Annotated in this window: 19 protein-coding genes; 5 read left to right on the forward strand and 14 right to left on the reverse strand. The window is 52.9% G+C overall.

Features of this window, described 5'->3' with window-relative positions; translation table 11 throughout:
* The first annotated feature begins 38 nt into the window (after window positions 1-38).
* Window positions 39-494, forward strand: coding sequence for a multidrug/biocide efflux PACE transporter (locus tag FDX11_RS08200; RefSeq protein ID WP_006686934.1), 456 nt, complete (start codon window positions 39-41; stop codon window positions 492-494).
* 142 nt (window positions 495-636) lie between these two features.
* Window positions 637-1866: an amino acid permease gene (locus FDX11_RS08205; protein WP_061382393.1), complete on the forward strand. Its 1230-nt coding sequence runs from the start codon at window positions 637-639 to the stop codon at window positions 1864-1866.
* Between the two features lie 51 nt (window positions 1867-1917).
* Here the strand turns inward: FDX11_RS08205 and rcnR are convergent, their stop codons facing one another.
* Entirely contained in the window at window positions 1918-2190 is a 273-nt protein-coding gene (gene rcnR / locus FDX11_RS08210; RefSeq protein WP_003825567.1) for a Ni(II)/Co(II)-binding transcriptional repressor RcnR, read from the reverse strand.
* A gap of 120 nt (window positions 2191-2310) precedes the next feature.
* On the opposite strand from rcnR, the gene FDX11_RS08215 reads away from it, so the two are divergent.
* Window positions 2311-3192 carry a nickel/cobalt efflux protein RcnA gene (locus FDX11_RS08215; RefSeq protein WP_137361281.1) on the forward strand — a complete coding sequence of 294 codons (882 nt, stop codon included), beginning with the start codon at window positions 2311-2313 and terminating at the stop codon, window positions 3190-3192.
* Window positions 3193-3237: 45 nt separating this feature from the next.
* On the opposite strand, the gene FDX11_RS08220 is transcribed toward FDX11_RS08215, so the two are convergent.
* From FDX11_RS08220 to FDX11_RS08250, 7 genes are all read right to left on the reverse strand, one after another.
* Window positions 3238-4620, reverse strand: a complete 1383-nt coding sequence (locus tag FDX11_RS08220; RefSeq protein ID WP_137397740.1) for an amidohydrolase family protein — start codon at window positions 4618-4620, stop codon at window positions 3238-3240.
* Window positions 4621-4632: 12 nt separating this feature from the next.
* Window positions 4633-5583 carry a carbamate kinase family protein gene (locus FDX11_RS08225; protein WP_137397741.1) on the reverse strand — a complete coding sequence of 317 codons (951 nt, stop codon included), beginning with the start codon at window positions 5581-5583 and terminating at the stop codon, window positions 4633-4635.
* Window positions 5584-5609: 26 nt separating this feature from the next.
* Entirely contained in the window at window positions 5610-7160 is a 1551-nt protein-coding gene (locus FDX11_RS08230) for a xanthine permease (RefSeq protein WP_137397742.1), read from the reverse strand.
* A gap of 120 nt (window positions 7161-7280) precedes the next feature.
* Window positions 7281-8696, reverse strand: coding sequence for a DUF1116 domain-containing protein (locus tag FDX11_RS08235; RefSeq protein WP_137397743.1), 1416 nt, complete (start codon window positions 8694-8696; stop codon window positions 7281-7283).
* Complete coding sequence (gene fdrA / locus FDX11_RS08240; RefSeq protein ID WP_137397744.1) at window positions 8696-10243, reverse strand: acyl-CoA synthetase FdrA; 1548 nt, start codon at window positions 10241-10243, stop codon at window positions 8696-8698. Before fdrA ends, FDX11_RS08235 begins: the two co-directional genes overlap by 1 nt.
* Window positions 10221-11009 (reverse strand): DUF2877 domain-containing protein, encoded by a 789-nt coding sequence (locus tag FDX11_RS08245; RefSeq protein WP_137397769.1) that lies wholly within the window; start codon window positions 11007-11009, stop codon window positions 10221-10223. Before FDX11_RS08245 ends, fdrA begins: the two co-directional genes overlap by 23 nt.
* Window positions 11010-11135: 126 nt before the next feature.
* Complete coding sequence (locus FDX11_RS08250; protein WP_042310828.1) at window positions 11136-11741, reverse strand: ankyrin repeat domain-containing protein; 606 nt, start codon at window positions 11739-11741, stop codon at window positions 11136-11138.
* 391 nt (window positions 11742-12132) lie between these two features.
* Between FDX11_RS08250 and FDX11_RS08255 the strand changes: the two genes are divergently transcribed.
* The gene (locus FDX11_RS08255) at window positions 12133-13062 is read left to right on the forward strand and encodes a LysR substrate-binding domain-containing protein (protein ID WP_079226036.1); all 930 of its coding nucleotides are present in this window, start codon (window positions 12133-12135) and stop codon (window positions 13060-13062) included.
* A gap of 35 nt (window positions 13063-13097) precedes the next feature.
* Here the strand turns inward: FDX11_RS08255 and FDX11_RS08260 are convergent, their stop codons facing one another.
* From FDX11_RS08260 to pgaA, 6 genes are all read right to left on the reverse strand, one after another.
* Window positions 13098-13370, reverse strand: coding sequence for a GNAT family N-acetyltransferase (locus FDX11_RS08260; protein ID WP_003033869.1), 273 nt, complete (start codon window positions 13368-13370; stop codon window positions 13098-13100).
* A gap of 11 nt (window positions 13371-13381) precedes the next feature.
* Window positions 13382-13612, reverse strand: a complete 231-nt coding sequence (yjdI, locus tag FDX11_RS08265) for a 4Fe-4S mono-cluster protein YjdI (protein ID WP_032940569.1) — start codon at window positions 13610-13612, stop codon at window positions 13382-13384.
* 81 nt (window positions 13613-13693) lie between these two features.
* Window positions 13694-14200, reverse strand: a complete 507-nt coding sequence (gene pgaD / locus FDX11_RS08270; protein ID WP_042310833.1) for a poly-beta-1,6-N-acetyl-D-glucosamine biosynthesis protein PgaD — start codon at window positions 14198-14200, stop codon at window positions 13694-13696.
* Entirely contained in the window at window positions 14197-15531 is a 1335-nt protein-coding gene (gene pgaC / locus FDX11_RS08275; protein WP_061382400.1) for a poly-beta-1,6-N-acetyl-D-glucosamine synthase, read from the reverse strand. The genes pgaD and pgaC overlap by 4 nt, the downstream gene beginning before the upstream one ends.
* Window positions 15528-17549, reverse strand: coding sequence for a poly-beta-1,6-N-acetyl-D-glucosamine N-deacetylase PgaB (gene pgaB / locus FDX11_RS08280; protein WP_137397745.1), 2022 nt, complete (start codon window positions 17547-17549; stop codon window positions 15528-15530). Before pgaB ends, pgaC begins: the two co-directional genes overlap by 4 nt.
* A gap of 9 nt (window positions 17550-17558) precedes the next feature.
* Window positions 17559-20021 (reverse strand): poly-beta-1,6 N-acetyl-D-glucosamine export porin PgaA, encoded by a 2463-nt coding sequence (pgaA, locus tag FDX11_RS08285; RefSeq protein WP_042310839.1) that lies wholly within the window; start codon window positions 20019-20021, stop codon window positions 17559-17561.
* A gap of 804 nt (window positions 20022-20825) precedes the next feature.
* Between pgaA and FDX11_RS08290 the strand changes: the two genes are divergently transcribed.
* On the forward strand, window positions 20826-21362 hold the full coding sequence (locus tag FDX11_RS08290) for a GNAT family N-acetyltransferase (RefSeq protein WP_042310841.1): 537 nt from the start codon (window positions 20826-20828) through the stop codon (window positions 21360-21362).
* Window positions 21363-21543 lie beyond the last annotated feature (181 nt).

Below are 21543 nucleotides of genomic sequence, written 5' to 3' on the forward strand. Positions count from 1 at the left end.
CCATTCCGTTATCCGGGCATCAAAGAAGGTTTTAGGTTATGCAACACGATACAGTCCAGCGCCGCTCACTAGTGGAGCGTATTTTTCACGCCGTTTGTTTTGAAGGCATTGCCACCGCAATCCTTGCGCCAACCACCGCGTGGCTGATGCAGCGCTCGGTGCTGGAAATGGGCGGGCTGACAATTATTCTGGCTACCACGGCAATGATCTGGAATATCATTTATAACGCCCTGTTTGACCGCTTATGGCCGTCGCATCGGGTAAAACGTACGGCGAAAGTTCGCGCCTTTCACGCCTTAGGCTTCGAGAGCGGCTTTATTGTGATCGGGGTGAGCATCGTGGCCTATGTGTTGAACGTCAGCCTGCTTCAGGCATTCACGTTGGAAATAGGTTTCTTCCTGTTCTTCCTGCCGTATACCATGTTCTATAACTGGGCGTATGACACATTACGCGAGCGCGTCATGAAGCGCCGCCAGCAGCGTGTTACTGCCTGATAATTCAATAAATAGTCGGAATTATCTTGATTCCGACTATTCATCCATTCACCAGCCCACTTGTTCACACTTCCCCCAGCCCCTCTCATTTGTGGTAAATTGCGCTTCTTTTTGTTTATTTTATAGTTGATACGTTCAAATAATGTCGAAAATTTGGTCAAAAGAAGAGACTCTCTGGAGCTTCGCACTATATGGGACTGCCGTCGGTGCAGGAACCCTCTTCCTCCCCATACAGCTGGGTTCAGCAGGCGCGGTAGTGCTGTTTATCACCGCCCTCGTGGCCTGGCCTTTAACCTACTGGCCACACAAGGCGCTGTGCCAGTTTATCCTGTCGTCAAAAACGTCTGCTGGCGAAGGCATCACCGGTGCAGTCACCCATTACTACGGCAAGAAGATTGGCAACCTGATCACCACCCTCTATTTTATTGCCTTCTTTGTCGTCGTGCTGATCTACGCCGTAGCGATAACCAATTCACTCACTGAACAGTTGGCAAAACATATCACTATCGATTTGCGTGTTCGTATGCTGGTCAGTCTCGGTGTGGTGCTGGTGCTGAACCTGATTTTTCTGATGGGCCGACAAGCCACCATTCGGGTTATGGGCTTTCTGGTATTCCCACTGATTGCTTACTTTTTGTTCCTTTCGCTTTACCTGACCGGAAGCTGGCAGCCAACGCTACTCACCGGCCAGATGTCTTTCGATCAGCACACGCTTCATCAGGTTTGGATCTCTATTCCCGTGATGGTTTTCGCTTTTAGCCATACGCCAATTATCTCTACGTTCGCTATTGACCGACGTGAGAAATATGGCGAGCAGGCCATGGGTAAATGCAAAAAAATCATGAAGGTCGCCTACATCATCATCTGCCTGAGCGTACTGTTTTTCGTCTTCAGCTGTTTGCTTTCGATTCCGACAAACTATATCGAAGACGCGAAAAATGAAGGCGTGACCATTCTGTCAGCGTTATCGATGATGCCAAACGCACCGGCATGGCTGTCAATTTCCGGGATTATCGTCGCCGTCGTGGCGATGTCAAAATCGTTCCTCGGCACCTACTTTGGCGTGATTGAAGGGGCAACGGAAGTGGTAAAAACGTCGCTGCATCAGGTGGGCGTGAAGAAAAGCCGGGCCTTTAACCGCGCCCTGTCCATCATGTTAGTGTCGGCCATTACGTTTATCATCTGCTGCATTAATCCTAATGCGATTTCAATGATTTACGCGATAAGCGGGCCATTGATTGCCATGATTTTGTTTATCATGCCGACATTATCTACCTATCTGATCCCGGCGCTGAAGCCGTACCGTTCAGTGGGTAATCTGATCACTTTGATTGTCGGGTTGCTGTGTGTATCTGTGATGTTTTTTGGCTAGAACGTGTAGTTAACGGCTCATTCCTGTATGTGGATGAGCCGTTAAACTGACTTATTTGATGTACGAATCCAGTACTTTCAACACCACGTCCAAATCTTCTTCGCGCTTTATTTCATCGCCCTGATGCACGATGTGCTCGGTCAGATGACCTTTAATCACCTCACGCATTAACCCGTTTACCGCACCGCGGATCGCCGCTATTTGCTGCAATACCGCCGCGCATTCATGCGGTTCATCCAGCATGGTTTTCAACGCCGCTACCTGCCCCTGAATCTTGCTGGTTCGGGCTTTCAGCTTTTGTTTGTCGCGGATCGTATGTGACATAACTTTACCTATTTAACGTCTGGCTGTAGCGACAATACCATCGACATTCTACTGGGGGGTAGTATTTAATACTGGGGGGGAGTAGAATTGGGCGAAATTAAACAACTAAGAATCATTCTCATGGGTGAGTTTTCTACGCTTCTTCAGCAAGGCAACGCCTGGTTTTTCATTCCCAGCGCGATTTTATTGGGTGTGTTACATGGTCTGGAACCGGGGCATTCGAAAACGATGATGGCGGCTTTTATTATTGCCATTAAAGGCACCATCAAACAGGCAGTGATGCTGGGGTTGGCGGCAACGCTGTCGCATACCGCAGTGGTGTGGTTGATCGCGCTCGGCGGGATGTATATCAGCAAAGCGTTTACCGCTCAGGCCGTTGAGCCTTGGCTGCAGTTTGTCTCGGCGATTATCATTCTCGGCACCGCATTCTGGATGTTCTGGCGAACCCGGCAGGGAGAGCAGAGCTGGCTGGCCCAGACGCATCACGATCATGGCCACGAACACCAACATCATGATCATCACCACCACGATCATCATCACGATCACGACGGCGAGCACCACCACCATCACCACGATCATGACCATGCCGCGCTGGCAGGGCTGAGCGAGGGTTCAAAAGAGTATCAGGATGCCCACGAACGGGCGCATGCCACCGACATTCAGCGCCGCTTTGCCGGTAAAGAGGTCACTAACGGCCAAATATTACTGTTTGGTCTGACCGGCGGGTTAATCCCCTGCCCTGCCGCCATTACGGTGCTGCTGATTTGCATCCAGCTCAAAGCCTTCACGCTGGGCGCGACTATGGTGCTGTGCTTCAGCCTCGGACTGGCGTTGACGTTGGTGACGGTGGGAGTGGGTGCAGCAATCAGCGTACAGCAGGCGGCCAAACGCTGGAGTGGATTTAATACGCTGGCACGCAAAGCGCCCTATTTTTCCAGCGCGCTCATCGCCATGGTCGGCTTATATATGGGGATTCACGGCTATATGGGGATCGTCGGTTAACGAGCGGAGCGCGCAGCAGCGATTGCCGCTGCGCGTAAATCCAGATTAGCTGGCGACATTCCCCCACACCAGTTGCCCTTTATGGAAGGTCGCGGTGCGAGGGGAGATGCGGGCAACCGCTTCCGCCGAACAGGAGGCATCCACCAGCACAAAGCTGGCTTCATCCTTCGCTTTCGGCCACACGCGTTCACCTTTATCGTTTAGCGGCAGCACATCGCCGGTGGCAAGAAACAGCGCGCGCGACAGGTTAAGCTCGTTGGGGCGAATATAGAGCTGCGCGTACAGATTCGCCTTCTCCAGCATGTCTCCCAGCCCGTACGGCGACCAGTGGTCAATCACGCTGTCGGTCCCGGTAATCACCTCCACGCCTTTGTCACGCAGCTGTTTGAGCGGCATATGCAATGTGCCAATCGGCACCGTCGAGGCAATGGTAATCTGCTGCGCCGCCATACGGGTCGCCAGCGCGTCAACCTGCTGCTCGTTCAGCGTTGCCAGCGCGAAAGCGTGACTGATGGTCAGTTTGCCCTTCAACTGCGGCGTTTTCTCTACCGTTTCCACCATGTAATTCACCGCCGCCACGCCCGCCGGGCTGGTTTCGTGCAGATGAATATCCACGCCTTTATCGTAATCCAGCGCGATCTGGAACATGGTGTCGAGGGATTTTTCCATCGCCCCGTCGACGCTGGTTGGGTCCAGACCACCGACGTAATGCGCCCCCGCCTGCATAGCTTCACGCATCAGCGGTTCAGATTTTGATAACAGCAGGCCATGCTGTGGAAACGCCACAATTTCACAGGCAAAACCCGGCTGGCGACGCGCCAACACCGCCTGCAGGTTTTCCAGGTTTTTCAGCCCGGAAACCGGTTCTATGTTGCAGTGGCTGCGGGCAATCGAGGTACCTTTAGATTGCAGCAAATCGATAAGCTTTTCCGCGCGCTCCTGGGTGTAAGGCTGGAGTTCAGGCAGCAGCTTTTGTTCCAGGCGGATCATATCCTGAATAGTGGTGCCAGCCGGACGGTTCAGTGAGCGCCACGGACCGCCATAAAAGGTTTTATCCAGATGGATGTGCATATCGCGCATGGCGGGCAGCATCAGCTTGCCACCCGCATCGTAGTGCGGCAGCGTCGCATCCGGATGCAGCTTATTCTCACGCAGCGCAACAATTTTCCCGTCCTGGATTTCAACGGTTTGCAGTGCGGTACGGGTATGTACCACCACCGCGTTTTCGTAATCAAACCCTGCTTCCAGCAGAACGTTGTCCAGGTAATAGTGTTTATCGTTAATTGTCATCGTGCTCTTCGTGTCACAGATGTTCCCGACAGGATTAGCAGCATACGCGACCGGAGCCACTGCGCCAAACAGCGCGGCAGCGGTCACCATTTTTCCGCTCTGGCTTAAAAATTCGCGGCGGCTGTTACTTTCTTTCATTCGCATCTCCTCTCAGGAATGGACAATGTGGGTACCCGTTTCACCGCGGATTGCGGCGGGCAGACATTCCGGCGTGGTGATGATTACCCGCTTACCTCCGCGCGCCAGGAACGCCAGACTGGCAACGATCTTCGGCAGCATGCTGCCCGGCGGGAAATGTCCTTCCTGCATGTAGCGGGTCATCGTGGCGACATCCACCGTATCCAGCGCCTGCTGCTCAGGTTTGCCAAAGTGAATACACACTTTCTCAACGCCGGTGGTGATCACCAGAATGTCGGCGTGAATCTCCTGGGCCAGCAGCGCAGTGGAAAGATCTTTGTCAATCACCGCGTCCACGCTCTGGTAATCACCTTGCTCACCACGCACCACCGGGATCCCGCCGCCGCCCGCGCCAATCACCACAAAGCCTTGCCGGGTTAGCGCCTTAATCGCCTCCGCTTCGACGATGCGCTTCGGCTCTGGCGAAGCGACCACCCGACGGTAGCCGCGCCCGGAATCCTCCACAAAACGCCAGCCCGGATTGACCCGCAGCAGTTCATCGCGCTGGGCTGCACTAAAGAACGCGCCGATAGGTTTGGTTGGATTCGCGAAGCCCGGATCGTTTTTGTCGACCTCCACCTGCGTGACCACCGTAACTGCCTTCTGCTCACCGCGCCGCGCCAGACGGTTATTCAGCGCCTGTTGGATCAGATAACCAATACCGCCCTGCGTATCGGCAACGCAGTTTGCCAGCGGGGTGAGTGGCAACCCTTCACGCTCGTGTGCGATTTCCGCCCGCCGCAGATCCAGTCCCACCTGCGGTCCGTTACCGTGCGTCAGCACAATGTTGTAGTCCGATGCCAACATTTCCAGCACCGTGTCCGCAACCGCTTTCACCGCTTCAGCCTGGTGCTCAATCGACTGGCTGGCGTTATCTTTGATAATGCTGTTGCCTCCAATGGCAACGACCACAAGTTCTTTCATAGTGTTATCTTCCGCTTGCAGACGATTCAGGTGGATTTCGTCGGTTGTTGCTCAGGCGCAGTCACCACTTCACGACTGTCGAGCACGTGCTTGAGGACAAACATGCCGCTCATCATCAGGTAGGCCAGCACAAACATCATCGAACTGCCCTCTGCAAAGCCGACCGCCGGGGAGTGGATCACACCAAACAGCGACAGCAGGGCGCCAAAGGCAGCGGCAATCGCCCCACGCAACGGCTTATTCATAATGGCGAAGATGGCGACACAGCCCCACAACATGCTGGCCAGCGGCGCGCCGCTTCCCAGATGCACCAGCCCGTCGTAATAGACGCCTTTGCTGTGCAGCAGGTCGCTACCGAGCTTACCGGCTGACGTACCGGCCGCGCCCATCACGCTATTAACGATGGTTAGCGCCCAGTTAGCGATCCACGGGAACAGGCAGATGAAGATAACGGGAACCTCGACTTTGGGCGTTTCTCGCACCACCTGGTTGGCGGTCACCACGCCGATAAACACCAAAATTGGCACTATCGCAGTCATCGGAATAATGGCGAGCATAAACGCCCCCAGACCAAACAGCGGCACCAGGAACATAGTGATCCCCGAAGCGAGGGTATAGCCGATGCTGGCGCCCATCGCTTTCCAGCCCGCATGGCCGACATACACAGTCACCGGGAACGGGTTGCCCAGCATGCAGCCGAGCATGGAAGCAAAACCGTTCGCCATCATGACCTTACGGGTGTTGTACTCATCGCCCGCGGCATGCGCACTTTCAATGTTCTCGAGGTCGAAAATGTAGTTCGCCAGACCCAGAGGAACCGCAGAAGCCAGATACGGCAGCGCGTGCGGCAAACCTTGCAGGAAGCTGTCGACATGAATTTCCGGTGGGTTAAAGCCAAAAGAAGACATCGACGCTTTAATCGCTTCCGGGCTTTGCAAACCCGAGATCCACGCCAGGGCCGTCCCGGCAATCAGCAGCAGCAAACCGGTAGGAATACGGGCAAAAATCGGCTTCTTACCGAACCAGTTAATAAAGATCAGCAGCAGGACGATGAAAGAAACGGTTGGCGCTTCAAATGCCTGCAGCATTGGGTTCATCGCCAACAGCAGCAGGCCCAGGCCGGATAAACAAGAGAGCAGTACCGTTCGTGGGATCATCTTGCGGATGGTCTCGCCAAGGAAGGAGCCGCCCACCAGGATTAATGCTTCCACAAAGCACCACACCAGCGCTATCTGGATGGCGAAGTTGGCATCTTTGGTTTGCTGATAAACCGGCATCAGCACCAGGAAGGTCACGGTAAAGATCGACGGTGCGCTGGGACCGGACGGCAGCGCCGTTACGTCATTACGTCCGGTGTGTTTTGCCATTTGCAGGCCAAACCAGGCGTAGCAGACGCTGGCCACCAGCACCGCCAGACCAAAGGCAGGCGCAATGCGACCATAGACAATTTCGGTAGGGATCCCGACGACAAAAATGAGCAGCCCCATCATTGTCAGCAGGTTCGTCAGGTTGTTGGTCATCAGCCCGAAGTAAGCCGCCCAGTCACCACGTTTCCATTCTAGTTTTATGCTGTTCATGGAATATCCTTAACAGGTTAAGCATCGTTTGCGATCGCGGAGATCGCCCAGCCCTGCAGGTAAGCAACGTTTAACGCTTTGCTACTGTGGGGCTAACGCCGTTAGCCCCGGTTGTTGTTATTAGCAGTAGCGGTCACGCCAGTTGAGGATCGCCTTTTCAAAACAGGCGAATGGCGGGTGAACGATTCCGGCGCCGATCATGCCGATCCCCGCATTTTTGTGCGCAATGGCGGTGTTGATCACTGGCAAAATGCCGGTGCTGCCCACGCGCGTAATGTCGATAGCGGTCGGTACCCCCATAAAACCGAGCAGCGGAATGGTAACGTTGGGGTTTTCACCGAGGGTGATTTCGCGCATCTGGCGAGAGAAATCGACCGCCTCCTCGACCGTACCGCCGACCAGCGCCACAATGGCAGGCGCCGTCGCCATGGCAAAACCGCCAATGCCATAGGTTTCGGTAATCGCGCTATCGCCGATATCACGCCCGGAATCTTCCGGCTTATAGCCCGCGAACATTGGGCCAATCACCTGCTGCGCAGGACCGGTAAACCATTGCCCCGGCAACCCGCTGACGCGCAGACCGAACTCGACGCCGTTACGCGCCATCGTCGTGACCACGGTGCTGTATTCAATGCCGTGTGCGGCGTCCATCGCGGCTTTACACATCGCCATCCAGGTCGGCCCGGAGAAGTAATCACTGCTGAGGACGAACTCGAATACCTCGCGCTGCTGCTCTACCGGATAACCGGTCTGAATAATCCACGGCGTCAGCGCCTGAATCAGCAACGCCGTCCCGGCGTTGTTACGGTTATGGCACTCATCGCCCATGTGCAACGCCTGCGCCAGCATCAGACGCAGATCGATTTCACCCGCCAGCTTCATGGCGTCACGCAGCATCGGTCCCATCACATCGCGCATCCAGTTCAGGCGATCGATAACGCTCTGATCGTTCGCCCCCATACGCAGGATCTTCGCCATCTGCTCGCTCATATTGGTATATGCGCGGTTGCCGTAGGTTTTGTTCTCCACGATGTGCATAAACATCGACGCCGACGTCACGCCCGCCATCGAGCCAACACAGTCATGCTCGTGGCACGGAGAGAAGATGATTTCCCCCGAGGCGGCCAGTTCGGCGGCTTCATCCAGATCTTTCGCCAGCCCTTCAAACACCAGCGCACCGGTTACCGCGCCCTTCATTGCGCCGCACATTTTTTCCCAGCGGATTGGCGGCCCGGCGTGCAGGATGGTGTTACGGGTCATGCCCGGTACGACGTTGATCGCCTGGTCATAGCCAATCAGCACCGGATGCGACTGGATGATGCGCTCCAACGCCTGCTGGTTAGCGGCCGCGATTTTGTCCGCCAGCGGCGAATCAGCAATATCATCCAGCGCGGCCACGACCTGCATGTTGCCCTGGCCCGGCGGCGTCCAGTCGAGTTGAGTCACGGGTACGTTTTGCTTTTTCAGGTCATCGCTGAACATCGCGATGCCGACATTAATCACGTTCAGCGGCTGGTTAAACAGTGTCTGGCTCATCAGGCTTCCTCCCCTTTACAGATAAATTCACGCGCCAGCAACCCGGTGTTGGTACTACTGCTCGCCCAGATAACCCCGGCGTCGGTCAGCATCTGGCACTGTTTTTCCAGCGATGGCGTATCGAGATCGGTTCCCAGCACATAGCCGAGGATTTCCAGTGGACGCCCCTCTGCGGCGGCGATCGCTTTGGCTTCAACGATCGCGTCCAGCATCACCCCGACCGGATCTTCATGCGATCCAAATCCAAGCACGAAGTCCATCACGATCACGCCCACTTCAGGATCGCGCGCCTCCTGCAACAGACGACTGATACGGTTGGTGGGATCGATCATCGGGTGTGGTTTACCGTTGGTAAAATCGTCATCACCGAAATCAAGGAAGGTATGCGCCACGCTGCGGTTGAGATCTTTCAGGCGAAACGCCGGATCCGGATGAATGTTGCTGTAAACCTGCGCGTGTTTTTCCATGGCGGCAAACATCGCCTCATCACACAACGTGCCGCCACAGAATAAGCCACGGATGTACTTTTGCTGCGGGGTCAGGCGGGCGCGGACCTCTTCAATCAGCGGCCAGTTGAGCGGATGGAGATGCAGGCTCTCTTTTTTCACGCCGGTCAGCAGCACCGCTTTCAGCGCCGCCTCTTTGGTACCGCGTGCAAACTGCAGACCTTTTTCATCCGCAGGCGCGGCTTCGCGTCCGAGGAAGCACACCACGACTGGCTTTTGGCAGGCGCGCGCACGTTCCAGCACCTTGCGCGCCACCGCTGGGGCAGGTGGTTTAGAGATAAGCGCAATGATTTCGGTTTGCGGATCGGCTTCCAGCATGCCAATCGCATCAAGCATCATCAGGCCGCCAATCTTCTCACTTAGATCGCGACCACCGGTGCCAATCAGTTGGGAAATCCCGCCGCCAAACTCGTGAATACGTACGCTCAGTTCCTGGCTACCGGTACCGGACGCACCAACAATCCCAATGTTGCCGCGACGTACCGCGTTGCCAAAGCACAGCGCCGCGCCGTTAATAATGGCGGTTCCGCAGTCTGGCCCCATCATCAACAGCCCTTTTTCGTGCGCCAGTTGTTTTAGCGCCAGTTCATCCTCAAGAGAAACGTTGTCCGAGAACAGCATCACGTTGAGGTTATTTTGCAGCGCCTGACGCGCTTCACGCGCCGCAAACAAACCATTGACCGAGATCACCGCCAGGTTACTGTCAGGCACATGCTTCTTGGCACTAGCAACCGTGGCATAGCGCGCTTCATGCTGGCCGCCCTGCTCTTTATGCGTAAACAGATCTTCAATTGCCACCAGCGTCTGGTCGTTCGCCGCCTCGCTGGCACCTTTAATGACAATCATCAGATCGCCACTTTTTGCCTCTTCCAGTTCAGGCGTCAGCAGGCCGAGATTCTTCAGCACACCCTTGTTCATTTCCGTGGCCATCGCCACGAATGCCTGCTCAACGCCATCGAGCTTATTTGCACGTGTGGAGATAGACATCAGTGAAACGGAATCAAAATACGTGTTCTTTTTAACAACTATCCTGATCGACATAATTCCCTCCGGACCTGTGGCTCAGGGCGCAGGCGTCCGCCATGCCATACAGCATGTCGCAGCCAGAACTTGAGCCGATATTTTTAATGTCAGTAATATATTGCGTAGAAACGGGTTGTTGCTCAGTAATAATATGCTGCAGCAGCCGCACGACGCTTTCCCGATAACGTTGATGCAAAGCTTCTTCGAGCGTTATTTTGCTAAGTAGCGTCGTATTATTTCCGGTGCATTGTAATGCCGCTAAAAAATCTCCACGATATTTCTCCAGCGGATGTCCTGGGATTAATAAAATGGCACTTAAGCCCACTAAATAATCATCGGATGATGGCGTCAGGCCAATTCCCAGACCAATTAAATGGCTGGCCGCTGTAGAAATATTTACTCCCGTATATAGCGCCGCTATTAGTGTTTGTCGGCGGTTGAGTAATTGACGGGTGATTTCCTGATAAAACGGGTTGTCCCCCTGATACAAAAATAATGTGTCGTCGCTGCTTAACTGTTGGCGGATTACCTCTTCCCAGCGCTGCCAGCGGACTGCGGCGAGGGTTACTGCATCTGGCGTCCACTGTGGTATGCGCCACGGCAGGCAACCAGAGGTCTCTATCCATTTATCTTTGCCAACGGCTATCCCCGACTCGGTAAATCTGACCTGCTCACCGGGGAGAAACAGGTCCGCGCAATGCGTCAGCGCCAGCCGACAGCTATTAGGCGCGTTATCACAACCTTCACTCAGCAACGTCAACAGTCGCTGCTGGCCAGGTATCAACAGGTTCACCGCGCGGGAAAAAACCTGTTCAACTTGCCCCGTCCCCCGGAAAGCGAGAAACGCGCTATCTGCGGTTAGCGCCTGTACGCATCGCCGTGATGGCGTAGCGATAGCGGCGCTCCTCTGTCAGGCTCCGGCAGCAATCAGCAGCTCGGCAATTTCGTGATAACCTTTCTCCCGCGCCAGTTCCAGCGGGGTTTTACCATATTTATCCGTCATATGCGGATTCGCGCCATGATCGAGCAGCAGCTTGACGATCTCCTGCTGTTTCGCGCCGCCGTCATTAAGCACAATGGCTTCCAGAAGTGGCGTCCAGCCAACAAAGTTGGTATGGTTGACATTGATATCAGTACGCAGCAGTAGTTCGCGCACAATCTCCACATGACCTTTTTCACTGGCAGGCGTAATGCCTACGCCGCCAAAACGACTCAGGCAGTTAAGGTCGGGGTTAGCTGGCAATACGGTACGCAGCAGCGTTAAATCGTCAGTCAGGCAGCTAATCAGGAAAGGATTAAAACAGGTTTGGTCCTGTTTATTAATATCGGCACCGGCGGCAATCAATAAAGAAACACAGTCATAATGCTTATTCAGGCTGGCAATAATAATAGCGGTACGTCCCTGGCGGTTCGTGGCATTAATATCCACATTTTTTGCCAGACAGGATTTTAATCCATCGGCATTACCTTGCTCTGCCGCCAGCAGAAATTCAGTAATGAGTTCTTTCTCTGACATAATTGCTCTCCTGCAGTTTTTTAGACTTTTTAAATATCCGATAAGCTGAGAATAGCAACAGAGTGTAGAGAATAACATCCGCTTAAATTTCATTCATCGTAAGCGTGGCAATTATTGAATAAAATTTAACAATGAGAGGAAACCGTGCTGTAGTGCAATCTTTCCCTTATGGCTGGGGCGTTTTTTGCCACTAATTAATAGTCAGGCAAATCGGGCGGTATGCTGCACGGATAGCGGCCTGCAATTAATATGCAGAAGTGTGATTACCTTCAAATCAAATGTAAAACTAGTGTTAAATTCTGTTCAAAACTGTTTGCTCTGTATAAGGATTACAAATACATTCAACAATCATTATGTGGCGGGGCGTGTTGGTTGCCTGAAGGGAGAAAAGATGAATTCCATTTTTACCGAGGAAAATCTGCTGGCATTTACTATGGCTGCCCGCTACAGCAGCTTCAGCAAAGCTGCGGAGGAGCTAGGTTTAACCACATCAGCAATTAGCTACACCATTAAACGCATGGAGATGGGGCTCGATGTGGTGTTGTTTACGCGTAGCACCCGTAGCATTGAGTTGACTGAATCTGGTCGCTACCTGTTTCGCAAGGCCACCGACCTGCTCAACGATTTCCACGCGATTAAGCGCAGCATTGATACCATCTCTCAGGGCATTGAAGCCCGGGTGCGCATCTGTATTAACCAGTTGTTGTACACCCCACAGCATACCGCACGACTGCTGCAGGTACTCAAGAAACAGTTCCCTACCTGCCAGATAACCGTCACCACCGAGGTGTATAACGGCGTCTGGGATTCGATCATCAACAACCTTGCCAATATCGCCATTGGCGCGCCCGATACGTTACTGGACGGCGGCGGGATTGATTATACCGAGATCGGCGCTATTCGCTGGTCGTTTGCCATTGCCCCGGATCATCCCTTGGCTTTCATGCCTGAACCGATTTCTGAGAGCCAGCTGCGTTTGTATCCGAACATTATGGTGGAAGACACCGCCCACACCATTAACAAAAAGGTCGGGTGGCTGTTACACGGTCAGGAGTCGATTCTGGTTCCCGATTTTAATACCAAATGTCAGTGCCAAATTCTGGGCGAAGGCATCGGTTTTTTACCGGACTATATGGTGCGCGAAGCGATGGAAAAGTCGCTGCTGGTCACGCGACAGATCCACAATCCACGTCAGGATTCACGGATGCTGCTGGCGACCCAGCATTCGGCAACCGGTCGAGTAACCCAGTGGATTAAAAAAGAGTTTGGCCCGCAAGGGGTACTGACGGGCATTTATCAGGATTTGCTGCATCGGGACTAATATGCCGGATAAGTCTATCCGGCGAAAATCAGACTTCAGGCGCGAATATCGTCGTACTCGCGGGTTTTATCAAATTCATGTTTGGCAAACGGGCACAGCGGAATAACTTTGCGGTTTTCAGCGCGCATTTTCTCCACTACCTTCGCCACTAGTTGTTTGCCGACGCCCTGACCTTTCAGACTGGGGTCAACATCGGTATGTTCAATGATGCTCAGATGCTCGCCCGTCGGCACAAAGACAATCTCGGCAACCTGATTGCCTTCGGCATCGTTGACATAAAATTTGTTGTGGCCTGCAAGAATTTCCATGGTTCCCTCACTTATTTCTGGCGATATTTCAGCGCACCGCTTGGGCAGGTATCGATGACCTTAATAACCGTCGCGACATCCACTTCATCGGGGATTATCCAGGGTTTGCGTTTCAGATTGAAAAGCTTCGCGCTTCCCCGCACGCAGTTTCCTGAATGCTGACATATCGCCGTATTGAAGTAGACGTCAATCTTCTCGCCGGTATAGGCCCGGTAGCCTGCATCAAGTAGTTCCTTTTCCACGACATTGCCTCGCATTTTTTATTGTCTGAGTCTAATCATAGACCGATGCGAGTCTGAAGGAAGTGGCGGGTAGCAGAAATATCACTCAGTCCCTTTTTGTAACGATGGCTCCCGCTCCGGCGGCAAATATTCCAGCATTGCAGGCGTCGGCGGCGGCAGGCGGTTATCGGCGATGTGCTTGTCCACATCGATATGACTGATTTCGCCATTCTCATGATGATGGACCGTCAGCACCCTCGCTTTGTTCAACTCCGTAACCAGTTCACGGGTAATGCGTAAACTTTCTGCCAGCTCATGGTGTTCCAGTCCTGGTCTACGGCTGCGACGCTCCACCCGAAAGCGAAACTGGTTGTATTTCGCCCAGCCGATCAGCACCAGTCCGTTGACCAGCGCGACAAGGATATAAAACGTGACCGTATCCAGCGTGGTGAAAAAGGGACGCACGCCCATATACGGTGAATGCGCCAGGGCCGTGATCAGCCCTTTATAGATCAGGTATAAAAAACCAACCCAGGCGATGACCGTCAACAGCACGTCGATGATGCGCGGCAGTAGACGCCGTTCCGTAAAGATCAGTGGCTGGCTCATGATTCGATCCTCCCAATTCCACGGTCAGGACTCACCCAGCGCGCCCTGCCGCGTTTGCGTTTAAGCATCACTTTCGGGAAAGCCACCAGCGTAGTGAACAGGCTTAGCATCCAGTACACCACAGGGAACCAGATAATCCAGAACAACGAGGCGCCAATGCCTTTTTCATAGCGTCGTTCAATCATCAGACTCACCGCAAACTGTATTAAGCAGACCACACCGAGAATAAGTCCGGTAAAGGCTGGCGGGAACAGATGTTGTACATACAACGAGTCCGGCATCGGAATCATCAGTCCCAACAGGAACAGCACGATACTGATCGCATAGGCAAACGACCAGGCGGTAGAAAAGCAGAACTCGAAAAACAGCGGCCACATACGGCGGAACTCCCACGACCACAGACGACGCATGTTAACGATAAACACCTCCGCCCCACCTTGCGCCCAGCGCAGGCGCTGCTTCCACAGCCCTTTTAACGTTTCAGGCATCAGGATCCAGCACAGCGCGCGCGGCTCAAAGAATACCGACCAGTGGCGCAACTGCAGCTTCCAACTGATATCGATATCTTCGGTGATCATGTCCGGGCTCCAGTAGCCGACCTCGGCCAGTGCGCGACGACGAAACGCCGCAACGACGCCGGAAACGGTAAAGATCTGCCCATAGACTCGCTGAGTGCGCTTAATCAAGCCGATAATGGAAGAGAATTCACCGACCTGCACACGACCGATTAACGTAGAGCGGGTTCGAATACGCGGGTTCCCCGTCACCGCACCAACGCGCGGGAACTGGATCAGAGGCGCCACCAGATACGCCACGGCATCGCGATCCAGTAACGCATCGCCATCAATGCACACCAGGTAATCACTGCGCGCTGCGGCCGCACCGGTCTTGAGCGCCAGTGCTTTACCCTGGTTTTCAGCCAGATGAATCACCCGCAGGCTGGGGTATTCCACTGCCAGTTGTTCCAGTACGTCGTGCGTGTCATCCGTCGAACCATCGTTGATGGCAATCACTTCGATATTCTTATATCGCTGTGCCAGTGCAGCCTCAATGGTTTCACGCGCGTTAATCCCTTCGTTAAAACAGGGGATCAGAATGGAAACCAGCGGATTTCCCTCCAGCGTCGGTGGCGGTGTATCGTCTCCCCATTTCCAGTGACGCTCACGATAAAACCAGAAATAGACCCCGCCGCTTATCCATAATGCAGACATGAATAAAGGCCAGAAGAAGACGAAGTTCAACATGACTTCACCTGTAAAGATGACAGCCACGCCAAACGGCAGGCTGAACATCAGGCAAAGTATCAGGAAAGCAATAATGCGATCGGTCATTTTTGCGGGTACCAGTATGAGGAGAACGTCGAGCGAATCTCTGACATCTCAGGTTTGTCGCTGATGAAATCATCCGGATAATAGCCGTAGTTACCTGCACCACTAAGTTTCAGCTGGCGCATCCATTCAGCTATTTGTTTTCCACTGATTTCTGCTTCGTCCCCGGATTTGCGCCAGTCTCGTGCCTGCAGTTCAAACACGGTTTTGTCCAGCGCGCCGGGCGTTTGTGCAACGGCATTCACTAATCTGTCGAGCCAGGCGTTGGCATCATTGGCCGGGATCTGTTCCATGAATGGCATCGCCATCGGCGCCGTCCAGTCATAGGTATTGAGGAAATCATTCAGGTTTTGTGCAAACCAGGCTTCACTTTCAGGCTCCAGCACTGGTAAGGCGTAAATATTACGCGCGTTTTTTACCTGTGGACCGCGAATATTGCGTACCGATTGCGTCAGCTGCTTAGTAAAGTCGATCAACATCTTACTTTTCAGGCGCGTCCAGCGCTCGAAGGTCTGAGGGTTGCTACGGATTTGCTCAATACTTCCCGGAAGACCTGCGGCGCGGTAGGCGGCTAACGCCTCCGGTGACGCATCTTCAAAGTCCGTCAGGAAAGCATCGTCGTGGAACAAAATCCCTTTGAAACTGGCGTGCTTTGCCAGATCTTCATAGATTTCAGTAATGCGTTTACGCGCTTCGCTGTCCCAGGGAGACAGACGCAAATAATTCTCGCGGTTGATCGCAGTGCGTCCTGTTTTCGGATCCCATGCCGTCACGCGTGGAATGGACGCGTCGAGGTCGAAAGCCAGTACCGGCATCCAGGCATACACCGTCACCCCGGCCCGCGTTTGTAACTGCCAGGAGATATAGTTAAACAGATCGGCACGCATCGGCAGCCAACGGTTAGGGAAATAGAGTTCGCGAATATTCCCGTCGCCTTTAGGATCGGCGTACGCCTGCAGGAAGACATGAGAAATGCGCATGTCATAAACGCGCTGGATCAGCTTGTCGATGTTTCGCTTCTGCTGGGCAGGATCTTTGTCATACACGTAATCCAGATCGACGTGCATGACGCGCATCGTTTGCGGTTCACGTACCTGAGCGACCTGGCTGGCAAAGCGCTTGAGGGACGGATTATCAGAGATCAGTACGCGCGGGATATCATCCAGAAACGCGGCGTTCGCCAGCCCTTCGTTGAGCGTAAAGGCCATCTTATAGCCATGCTCTTTGGCCAGGTTTAAGGTGGTGCCGTTAGCCGCACCGTAAGGCCATACCCACGCGCGCGGCGATTTCCCGGTTACTGATTTAATCTTATTGGTGATCAGCGAGATATCAGTATTAATGCGACGATTGTACTGTTCGTCGGTTTCGTAAGTCCCGGTTTTCTTATCGAAAAGGCGGTTCGCCACCGCAGGTTCTTTACTTCCCTGCGGGTTCGCCTCAGCACCGAAATGCGAGTTCCAGGTGTGCGCGCCCACTTCCACCAACGGCGATTTGCCCATTTCCTCAACCATCTTCCAGGTGGCAAATTTATCTCGCGCCGTCATCAAGCCGCCAAAATCGACTTTTTTATTGGCTGGAGAATCAACCCAACTGCCCACTGGCGCCCAGAGCGCAGGCCAGTTGTAGGCTTTCAGCAGCGGCCAGACGCGGGTATAAAAACTGCTGTATCCGTCGTCAAAGGTGAGTAAGACCGCTTTTTCCGGCAACACAATTTTACCGTCATGGGCGTCCAGAATTTGCTGCACGCTGATCGGGTTATAGCCATTATCACGCAGCCAGGCCATCTGGTCGCTCAACGCGCTGGTGCGTACGGAGAGGTAGCGCTGGTCGGCTGCGCCATCCTCAACATCATGGTAGCCGAGCACCAGGAAGCTGTTTTTCGGCCATGGATGATCTGCCGTCAACGGCGTTCTCTCTGCGGGAGGAACATAGCGAGGCGTTGTATTGTGCGCGCTACTGCACGCGGTAATCATCAACCAGCCAGCGATTAATGCGCTAAGCCACAGGCATCTTTTCAGCATGAACAATCCTTAAAACCTGACATTTAAATCGAAAGCGAGGGAGATATTCCGCTCACGTTTACCGTCGTAGGGGCGTTTATCCCAAACCAGCATCACCCCGCCATCTACGACGTTGTTCCATTTCAGCCGTTGTCCGTACCCCACCTGGACGATAGCGCCTGCGTCTTCACCTTGCTGCCAGTAGCCACCTACGCCAGCCAGACCTTGCTGCGTCCAGACTGTGTCATAGTGGCGGTAAAGAACCTGCTCCGCGCTCAGGCCAGGGACAACCGAAAAATCACTCTTCGGGTTGTAATACGGCACATTTTCTTTGGTGTTGGTGCTCCCGCCAATGCCCGGCGTAAAGTCCAGCGTGAAGCGCGGTGTAGTCCACATGCGCTCTTTTCCGCTCAGCCCATATTCGATGCGATCGTTACCGTCCGAGAAATGTGATGCGGCAAACGACAGTTGATATTCACGTCGTTCGTTTTGATACCAGCGGACAAACATATCGCCGCCGTTGGCATACACGCCGCTACGCAGCGCGCGCAGTGGCGTGTTGCGCGAAAGACGCTCGGCCGAACCGCCAACGCGCCAGTTGTCATTGAAGTCATGCCAGCCGGATAGACGCCCACCAATCTTCTGACCATCACCATAATTTCGGCCAGACACTTCCATTTCGGCCCAGTAATCACGGGAAGTCCATTCTGCACCCGCCGCCAGATCGCGGCTGATGCCCTTCCCTTCCTCAAATTCACCGGTAGCGAAGTTGAATCCGGTAAACAGTCGCCAGTTGTCGTCAATTGGCGGGCTGTAAATCGCCGTGTTGATGTTGAAATCATTCTTACCGCTGACCGGACTATCGGACGAGATCCCCTGCGTGCCGCTAATACGTACTTCCGACATTTTATGCACATCACGAATACGCGCGAGGCGCAGCGTCGCTTCATCATCCGGGCTGCGAGCAATAACGTCATCCGTCAGTTCATCGGCCTGCTTCCACTCCTGGAGATCCAGCGCCACATAAGCCTGCTGACGCTCCAGTTCCAGGTTACTGGGTTCAATCACTTCCGCCAGCTTCAGCTCTTTCTCCGCCGCATGCGGCAGTCCACGAGCTTCAAGAACAGAAGCATAGGATATGCGCAGCCCTTGGTTACCTGAGCCTGTGCGTGCCAGATGCTCAGCGAGTTTTTCTGCCTCCGGCAGTTCATTGGCTGCGATATGATATTGCGTCAGCAGCGACTGTCCGAGCAGCCAGTTATCGTTAGGCTGCGGCGTTGGCGAACCATAGATGCGTCGCAGGTACGGGCTGTCTTTGATTAACGCATCGACCTGCTTTTTCGCCGCATCAAAGTTTTCATTATCGATATGCGCGTAGAACAGATCCTGTTGATCCTCAGGACCGAGCGGCGTAACCGGAATCGGTCCGTTCGGATAATAGATGCTCGTTAGCATCGCTTCGGTTTTTTCCGGCTGGCGTTCGCTCAACCATGCTGATGCCACCCAGCGTTTAGCATAGTTTGGCACTTCACCACTTGCGGACAGCGAATCATATTCCTGAATAACTTCGGCAGTACGCTTACGCACCAACAAGGCGCCCATGCGGTCAATTCTGGCCCGACGGACATCATTCTGCGCGGACGGTTCATCCTTCCAGGCAGCCAGCAACTGGTCATAACGGGCCAGCGCTTTATCGGCCACGATAAACCGTTCTTCTTCATTACGTGCGGACGTATAGGAGGAACGTACCATTTCTGCTGCGGCATCAAGCTCAAGGCGACGCTTCACCGGGTCTGCCGTTGGTACCACCTCTGCCATATTTAAGGCGGGCCCGGAAACGCGGTTTGCTGACAGCGCAGACAGCAATGTGGATTTTGCATTTTTGTTGCCCGGATCGACGTCATCCGCCTGGCTGGCGACTAACAATGCATCCCAGTTTTTTCCCTGCGAATGGTAGACATAGGCAAGTAGCGCATCAGAATCAGCCCCGGGATGTGCCTGCGCCCATTTATTCGCTTCAGTAAGGGCTTGCTGATTGTAGCGAGCATCCGCCAACGTCATTATCCAGCCGGTACGAACATCAACGTTATCAGGCTCTTCCTGTAAAACACTTTCCCAGACGGCTAAAGAATCATTCCAATTCTTCTGATTGCGATACGCTCGTGCAGCAGCGACTTTTCCCCGGGCAGGTATATTCATCTGTCCACGATACTGCTGCCAGATTTCAATTGTGGTTTTATCGTTGTTATCGACCCAACTGGAAACTTGCAGCCAGTCGGCAACCTGATTGGGCGTTAGTGCACTTTTCTTTCCCTGATCCTCAAGGAAACGTAATAGCGGTGCACTATTACCTCCCCGTGCTTCAATAACTAAAGCATCATAATCTGATACCGCCGCAGAGATTGGCATCGGGAAAAGAATGCTTACCGTAAATAAACAGCTTACAGACTTAAAACGTTTAATGAAGTTGGCATGTCGACGCATACTTAACATATCTGCCCTTATATCTTACATCAGAGTAAAAATAAGCGTTTTCAATAAGTTACAGTCAATCCCTGACGGTTGCCGACCATGTAAGACGCACTGCCGCTTATTTCGTAATAGGGTTATGAAGCAATTAATTCTTTCGTCTTATTGACTACCTTTGCCTCGCCCTCTAATCCTTGGAAAGGAGGCATAAACTCGAGAATTTTATCACTCAACGTAGTTCATGGCTATGTAATAAGATAATGCTTAGGCAAAAAAAGTATTTTAAACTAAATTATCCTAATACTCTTGGGATTGCATTCTGGATTTAGATTAATTTTCCGTGACGAAGCCATGTGACGATGCAAACTATTGTTGGGTAACATAGCTACACTCCGTAACTGTTTGCACAGTAACTATTTGGTATGAATAGAGAAAGTTCTGATAGCAACCACTCTTATCACTATAAAAATAATAAGACAAACTCGACAACGTAATTTTAATTTACAGGCAGCATTGATGAAGTCAAATTAAAGGTACAGCCACGATAAACATTAGGCACAGTGATAATACCATGAAATCAAAGTGGTTTATTAATTCACAATTGAATGATAGTATTTTTTCATCCGGCCATATTGGTCTGAAAATTTATCAGCTTCTCTATTTATCACCCTGACTTGCTATTGACAGCATTAACCACAATTATTTTTACCCTTACTATTAACAAGCTTAATTTCATTGTGAGCTCCTGATTGAAGCATAACTTTTTGCGCTTACCTTCCTTTCAGACTTTCAGGTAATCTGAAAAAAGATGCCACCAGGAGTTGGTCGATGAAAATCGTTAATGCAGAAGAAAAACACATCCCCGCCATACGCGATATCTATGCACACCACGTTATTCACGGTACAGGCAGCTTTGAAACTGACCCACCGGATACCCACGAAATGCTGGCTCGGCTGGAAAAAATTCATAGTCTGGGGTTGCCGTGGATTGTCGCTCTGCAGGAAGACAGGGTCATAGGATATTGTTATCTCACTCGCTACCGCGAACGTTATGCCTACCGCTATACCCTCGAAGATTCAATTTACATTGACCCGGCGGCGCAGCGTCAGGGAGCGGGAAAAGCGCTACTGCGCCATGTAATTGACTGGGCCGAAACGCACGGCTATCGACAGTTAATTGCCATGGTCGGCGACAGCAATAATCAGGGGTCGCTCAAAGTCCATCAGCAGGTCGGATTTACAGAAATAGGCACGCTGAAAGACGTTGGCTTCAAGCATGGTCGCTGGCTGGATACGGTTTTGCTGCAACGAACTCTGGGGGAAGGGAACAGTACACTACCAGCAGATATAGATGCCGCTATTTAACCTTTCTAAGGGATGATTTCAGGAAAAGGAAATCTGAAGTGGGCGAAGGACTTAGAGCATGCCACATAATTTATTGTTTACGAACCCGTCGCAATAGTAATGTGGTCGGGTGGCGGCTACGCTTGACCCGACCTACGGTTTTAGCCATTTCAGGCAAGATCAGGCGTAGCCGCCACCGGGC

It is taken from the genome of Citrobacter sp. wls714, assembly GCF_005281025.1.
GTDB classification, from domain to species: domain Bacteria; phylum Pseudomonadota; class Gammaproteobacteria; order Enterobacterales; family Enterobacteriaceae; genus Citrobacter; species Citrobacter werkmanii.

Coding starts and splice junctions, on each gene's coding strand:
- FDX11_RS08200 (WP_006686934.1), top strand. CDS start 39: ATGCAACACGATACAGTCCAGCGCCGCTCACTAGTGGAGCGTATTTTT.
- FDX11_RS08205 (WP_061382393.1), top strand. CDS start 637: ATGTCGAAAATTTGGTCAAAAGAAGAGACTCTCTGGAGCTTCGCACTA.
- rcnR (WP_003825567.1), bottom strand. CDS start 2,190: ATGTCACATACGATCCGCGACAAACAAAAGCTGAAAGCCCGAACCAGC.
- FDX11_RS08215 (WP_137361281.1), top strand. CDS start 2,311: ATGGGTGAGTTTTCTACGCTTCTTCAGCAAGGCAACGCCTGGTTTTTC.
- FDX11_RS08220 (WP_137397740.1), bottom strand. CDS start 4,620: ATGAAAGAAAGTAACAGCCGCCGCGAATTTTTAAGCCAGAGCGGAAAA.
- FDX11_RS08225 (WP_137397741.1), bottom strand. CDS start 5,583: ATGAAAGAACTTGTGGTCGTTGCCATTGGAGGCAACAGCATTATCAAA.
- FDX11_RS08230 (WP_137397742.1), bottom strand. CDS start 7,160: ATGAACAGCATAAAACTAGAATGGAAACGTGGTGACTGGGCGGCTTAC.
- FDX11_RS08235 (WP_137397743.1), bottom strand. CDS start 8,696: ATGAGCCAGACACTGTTTAACCAGCCGCTGAACGTGATTAATGTCGGC.
- fdrA (WP_137397744.1), bottom strand. CDS start 10,243: ATGTCGATCAGGATAGTTGTTAAAAAGAACACGTATTTTGATTCCGTT.
- FDX11_RS08250 (WP_042310828.1), bottom strand. CDS start 11,741: ATGTCAGAGAAAGAACTCATTACTGAATTTCTGCTGGCGGCAGAGCAA.
- FDX11_RS08255 (WP_079226036.1), top strand. CDS start 12,133: ATGAATTCCATTTTTACCGAGGAAAATCTGCTGGCATTTACTATGGCT.
- FDX11_RS08260 (WP_003033869.1), bottom strand. CDS start 13,370: ATGGAAATTCTTGCAGGCCACAACAAATTTTATGTCAACGATGCCGAA.
- pgaD (WP_042310833.1), bottom strand. CDS start 14,200: ATGAGCCAGCCACTGATCTTTACGGAACGGCGTCTACTGCCGCGCATC.
- pgaC (WP_061382400.1), bottom strand. CDS start 15,531: ATGACCGATCGCATTATTGCTTTCCTGATACTTTGCCTGATGTTCAGC.
- pgaB (WP_137397745.1), bottom strand. CDS start 17,549: ATGCTGAAAAGATGCCTGTGGCTTAGCGCATTAATCGCTGGCTGGTTG.
- pgaA (WP_042310839.1), bottom strand. CDS start 20,021: ATGTTAAGTATGCGTCGACATGCCAACTTCATTAAACGTTTTAAGTCT.
- FDX11_RS08290 (WP_042310841.1), top strand. CDS start 20,826: ATGAAAATCGTTAATGCAGAAGAAAAACACATCCCCGCCATACGCGAT.